This window comes from Bradyrhizobium sp. LHD-71 (genome assembly GCF_031157255.1).
Lineage (GTDB): Bacteria > Pseudomonadota > Alphaproteobacteria > Rhizobiales > Xanthobacteraceae > P52-10.
The window spans coordinates 1-5,064 of record NZ_JAVIFX010000065.1; the positions used below are offsets into that span (position 1 = coordinate 1).

Consider the following 5,064-nt stretch of genomic DNA (forward strand, 5'->3'; position numbering starts at 1 on the left):
ATCACCGTGCAACTTAAAAGAACGATCTACACCGACAGCTGGGAGGTTCGCATGCATGCCGTGCAGGCTCGGCCGGGGCTCGTCCGCGCCTTGCCGGGGGAAGCGCCGCAGTGCTTCTACGCGGGGAGCGATGCCCATCCGCTCTATGTCGATAAGCTCTGGCCGCCTGCGGACGCATCGGCGAAGACGCCTGTGGTGATGGTGCACGGTGGAGGCCATACGGGCGCCTGCTACCTGACGACCCCCGATTTGCGCCCCGGCTGGGCACCGCGCTTTGCCGCGGCGGGCCGCGATGTATTCGTGCCGGACTGGCCGGGCCACGGCCGGTCGCCGATGCGGCCGGACTTTCCAAAACTCGGCACGGCCGACGTCGCCGCCTCACTTCTCGCACTGCTGGAGGAGATCGGCCCGGCCGTGCTGCTGGTGCATTCGGCGAGCGGTCCGATGGCATGGTGGATGACCGAGCAGCGGCCCGAACTCATTGCCGCAATCGTTGCCATCGCACCGGGGCCGCCGGCGAACCTATTGAAAGATCTGCCCGACGACCCCGCCGCCATTCACGCGCTGCGCGATGACGCAAGCGCCGGTCATCCGGTTTATGCGGCCGAGGACAAGCCGGTCTGGCTCGGCACTGAGTTCGCGGCTGCCTACTGGGCGAACGCGCCGCGCTTCCCCAGGCACGCCTTCGAGAACTATCGCCGTTCGATCGTGCCGGAAAGCCCGCGCATCCTGAACGAGCGCTTCAACATCGGTGGTCGCGGGCTGAAAATCCGCGACCCGAAGAATCTCGGACACCATCGCATCCTGATCGTCACCGGCGATCATGATCCTCGCCACCCGCGCGCGATCGACGAGACCACTGCCGCTTCGCTGGGCGCGCAATTCATGTGGCTGCCGGACCACGGCATCCACGGCAACGGCCACATGATGATGATCGAGGACAACAGCGACGATCTCGCAGCGATGATCCTTTCCTGGCTCGACGCGACCAACAGCTGACGCGGCGAACCCGCGCGGACGACGACAAGCGGAGGAGACGACAGATGAGACTGACTACGCTCTGCGGTACCCTCTTCGCCGCCATGCTTCCCGTTGCGGCTCACGCCCAGATCAGCGGCGACGTGATCAAGATCGGGGTCCTGACCGACATGGCGGGCGTGACGGCCGACATCACCGGCAAGGGATCGCTGCTCGCCGCCGAAATGGCGGTACGTGAGGTCGCCGGCTCGGTGCTGGGCAAACCGATACAGGTCATTTCGGCCGATCACCAACACAAGGCGGACGTCGGCGCGGCGATCGCCCGCCAATGGATCGATGTCGAAGGCGTCGATGCGATCGTGGACGTGCCGAACTCCAGCGTGGCGCTCGCAGTACAGGGCCTGACGCGCGATAAGAAGCGGATCGTCCTCTATTCGGGCGCCGGCACGACCGCGCTGACCAACGAGCAGTGCTCGCCGTATGGCTTCCACTGGACCTACGACACCTACGCCGTGTCGCACGGGACCGCCTCGGCGGTGGTCAAGGCCGGCGGTACGTCCTGGTTCATTCTGGCTTCGGACTATGCGTTCGGACATCAGCTGCAGGCCGACGCGACCAAAGTTGTCACGGCCGCGGGCGGCAAGGTATTGGGCGCTACGCGCCATCCGCTGAACACCGCAGACTTTTCATCATTCCTGCTGCGCGCACAATCTTCCGGCGCGGAGGTGATCGGCATAGCCAATGCAGGCAACGACACCGTCAACACGATGAAGCAGGCCGGCGAGTTCGGGCTCGTGCAGGGCGGACAAAGTCTCGCGGCACTGATCCTGTTCCTGCAGGACGTGCATGCGCTCGGGCTCAATGTGGCGCAGGGCACCTACCTGACGACCGCCTCCTACTGGGACATGAACGAAGCGACGCGCGCATGGTCGAAGGAATTCATGGCCGGCACCGGCATGATGCCTTCGATGCTGCAGGTCGGCGTCTATGGCGCGGTGCGGCACTACCTCAAAGCCGTCGCCAACGCCGGCACGGACGATGCCGACAAGGTCGCAACCGCCATGCGCGCAACTCCGATCGAGGACATCTTCTCGGAGAACGCACGCATCCGCGAGGACGGCCGCGTCACGCGCACCATGCATCTCGCGCGGGTGAAGAAGCCCGCCGATTCGAAGTATCCGTGGGATTATTTCGAGATCGTGCGCACCATCGCGCCGGAGGAGACAGTGTGGCCGCTTGCCGAAAGCAAGTGCCCCCTCGTCAAGAACGCGACCCGCTGACGGGTCTCGCAGCGGCACAAACGCCGATCGCGTCACTGCGAGCCGGCGATTTCCCTGAGCCTCTGTGCAGTCTTGTCGTCCGCCGGATAGAACGCCTCCAGAGCCAGCTCCGACAGCGTGACGTCGACCGGTGTTCCGAACACCATCGTCGTCGAGATGAAGCTCAGCACATCGTGGCCGAAGCGGAGCTGGAACGGCACCACGACGCTGTCCGGAACTTTCGGCGGCGGGCCCGGACGCGGCGGAACGGGATAGGCCTTCAATTCGTCGTGCAGCGCGATCAGTTCGGCGTCTGCCGTGGTCTCGCACTGGCGATGTAAGCGCTCCAGCAGATGCGCGCGCCATTCGTGCAGGTTGACGGTGCGTGGCGCGATCCCGTCCGGGTGCAACGCGAGACGCATCACGTTGATCTTGCCCTGCAGCAGCTTCGGCGCAGCGCCGCCGAGGAGCGGCGTCACCATGCTGTTGGCTGACACCAGATTCCAATGCCGGTCGATCGCCAGCGCCGGATTTGGCTCGTGCGCCTTCAGTACAGTTTCGAGCGCCTCGCGCGCAAGCTTCATGGCCGGATCATCCAGGGTTCGTTGCGGAAACGCTGGTGCAAAGCCACCAGCGACCAGCATGACGTTGCGCTCGCGCAAGGGAACGTCGAGCCGTTCGGCCAGCCGCAGCAACATGTCGCGCGAGGGCGCAGCACGGCCCGTTTCCATGAAGCTCAAATGCCGTGCGGAAATCTCCGCATCAAGCGCGAGGTCGAGCTGACTGAGGTGCCGGCGCTGCCGCCATTGCCGCAGATGTTCGCCGACGTGACCCGTTTGGATGTTCATCATGCGTCGGAAGCTAACATGCACGTATCACAGCTTCCATTACCTGCCAGGTAATCGCTTCGCGCCGCAGTTCGGGCCAGGCTCTCGCTGCGTCGGCCGATATCGGCCACCCGCAACCCTGAAGGAGCCAACCATGATCAATCCGTCCCTTTTCCTCCGTCGCGCGGTCCAGGGCGACGCCATCATCACCGGTGCAATGGCCTTGCTGCTCGTCGTCGCGGCAGGCTTGCTGGCGCCGCTACTCAACCTGCCTTCGAGCTTCCTGCGCGAGGTCGGTATCTTCCTGATCGTCTACGCCGCGCTGGTCGGCTTGCTTGGCAGCCGTGAGCAGATGCCGAAGTTTGCGGTCTGGGCGGTCATCGCCACCAACGCGGTCTGGGCGATCGATTCGATCGCGCTGCTTTTCACCGGCTGGGTACAGCCCAACCTGCTGGGCCAGGCCTTCGTCGTTGCCCAGGCGCTGTCGGTCGCGGTGATCGCCGCCCTGCAGTATGTCGGGTTGAACCGGAGCGAAACGGCGGTGGCGGCAAGGTGACCCGCCACAGGCCGGGCCTTCTCTCTCCCCCGAGCGGGGAGAGGGAAGCTCTTGGCCTTAGCGCTTCTTCGTCTTCTTCTTTTTCGTCAGAATATGCTTCATCGCGCGCCCGTTGAGCGCGTGGCCATTCAGCTTCAACTTCAGCGCTCGTTTTTCGGCCCTCGCCTTCGCACGCTTCTTCGTAAGCCTTGCCTCAGCCCGCGCGAGCTTCCGCTTCTTCTCACACGACACGCACTTGCAGCCGATCGGCTTCAGGTAACTGTCGAAGTAATCCTTGCCGTAGTCGTAGGTAATCTCATCGCCTGGCTGGATCGTCTTGATCGCCTGGATGTAGACTTTGCGGTTGCGTGGCTGGACGTCGGATTCGGCATTCGGCCGACAGGCGTGATTGGCGTAGCGCGCGATATTGCGGCGGGCCGAGCCGTCGATGGTCCAGCGCCCGTTCAATTCGAACAGGTACTTGTTCTCGATCGCGTCCTGCTCCTTGATTCTGCAATCGAGCAGCGGGCCGATATATTCGACGATCCGCGTGCCCTTCTTGATTTCCTTGGTCGCGAACAGACCGAGCCCGGTGCGGGAGCGGCCGACACGATAAGGCTTGCGCGATGAGATGGTGGGCATGGCACACTGACAACGGTATGGGGACACTAGTGTCCCGGTTCTAACGTTCGCATCACCTTGCCGCAACCTCTTAGGCGAACGTTAGAACCAAGAGGCCACTGGCAACTTTATGAAGCTAGTGCGCTCTTTGGATCTGACGCTCGTACACAGGAGTCGCGGCAAGCGTGGTACGAACGTCAAATCCAGCGCACTAGCGTTCTCTGAATCGACAGTGTTCTAGTGCGATTCCTCGCAAAAGAAACCCTTTTCACGCAAGCGGCTGAACAGTCCCCAGCTGAGATTGTCACAATCGCTGCTGCACAGAAGGCTTTGCACTCGCTAAGCCACTCATCTTCTACGCATCTTTCACACCCAGCACTGCCCGCAACAGGGCGCGCTGGTCCGCGCCTTCAGGCAGATGTGCCAGAACATGATCGAGGCGGTGGTCGATCATCAGCATGGCGAAGCCATGCACAAGCGACCACGACCTGACCACATCCGCCATCATCGCCAGCGACGGTGACGGTGATCGCCCTGCCCCGCTGCGCCTTGCACTGACGCCGTGTGTCAGCGCCGCGAATGCCTGGTCCATCGCGTCCGACAATGCCGGCCGTGCCATGTCGAGCCGCTCGCTGCGAAACATCAAAAGAAACATTGCCGGATTTGCGCGCGCGAAGTCGACATAGGCTTCGCCCATGGCATCCATGCGCTCGGCCGCTGACGCTTTGGTTGCGGCGGCCGCCTTGAGCGCTGCGGCAAACGTTCGAAAGCCGGATGCGGCAAGCTCGCTCAAAAGACCGCTCATGTCGCCGAAATGATGCGTCGGCGCCGCATGCGAGACGCC

General features: G+C 63.3%; 6 protein-coding genes. 3 read left to right on the top strand and 3 right to left on the bottom strand.

What is annotated here, in order from left to right:
• Nucleotides 1-6 precede the first annotated feature (6 nt).
• Entirely contained in the window at nt 7-999 is a 993-nt protein-coding gene (locus tag RCO31_RS34480; protein WP_308972924.1) for an alpha/beta fold hydrolase, read from the top strand.
• A gap of 44 nt (nt 1,000-1,043) precedes the next feature.
• Nucleotides 1,044-2,258 carry an ABC transporter substrate-binding protein gene (locus tag RCO31_RS34485; RefSeq protein ID WP_308972919.1) on the top strand — a complete coding sequence of 405 codons (1,215 nt, stop codon included), beginning with the start codon at nt 1,044-1,046 and terminating at the stop codon, nt 2,256-2,258.
• Nucleotides 2,259-2,290: 32 nt separating this feature from the next.
• Here RCO31_RS34485 and RCO31_RS34490 read toward each other — a convergent pair whose 3' ends face one another.
• Entirely contained in the window at nt 2,291-3,085 is a 795-nt protein-coding gene (locus tag RCO31_RS34490; RefSeq protein ID WP_308972920.1) for a helix-turn-helix transcriptional regulator, read from the bottom strand.
• Nucleotides 3,086-3,218: 133 nt separating this feature from the next.
• Here RCO31_RS34490 and RCO31_RS34495 point away from each other — a divergent pair, with 133 nt between their 5' ends.
• Nucleotides 3,219-3,620, top strand: a complete 402-nt coding sequence (locus RCO31_RS34495; protein ID WP_308972921.1) for a hypothetical protein — start codon at nt 3,219-3,221, stop codon at nt 3,618-3,620.
• Between the two features lie 57 nt (nt 3,621-3,677).
• Here RCO31_RS34495 and RCO31_RS34500 read toward each other — a convergent pair whose 3' ends face one another.
• Nucleotides 3,678-4,241 (bottom strand): SET domain-containing protein, encoded by a 564-nt coding sequence (locus tag RCO31_RS34500; protein ID WP_308972922.1) that lies wholly within the window; start codon nt 4,239-4,241, stop codon nt 3,678-3,680.
• Nucleotides 4,242-4,575: 334 nt separating this feature from the next.
• Nucleotides 4,576-5,064: TetR-like C-terminal domain-containing protein (locus tag RCO31_RS34505; RefSeq protein ID WP_308972923.1), on the bottom strand; the 489-nt coding region annotated here is incomplete at its 5' end.

Excerpts from the sequence above, each read along its gene's own strand:
- RCO31_RS34485 (WP_308972919.1), top strand. The coding sequence starts at position 1,044 with ATGAGACTGACTACGCTCTGCGGTACCCTCTTCGCCGCCATGCTTCCC.
- RCO31_RS34490 (WP_308972920.1), bottom strand. The coding sequence starts at position 3,085 with ATGAACATCCAAACGGGTCACGTCGGCGAACATCTGCGGCAATGGCGG.
- RCO31_RS34495 (WP_308972921.1), top strand. The coding sequence starts at position 3,219 with ATGATCAATCCGTCCCTTTTCCTCCGTCGCGCGGTCCAGGGCGACGCC.
- RCO31_RS34500 (WP_308972922.1), bottom strand. The coding sequence starts at position 4,241 with ATGCCCACCATCTCATCGCGCAAGCCTTATCGTGTCGGCCGCTCCCGC.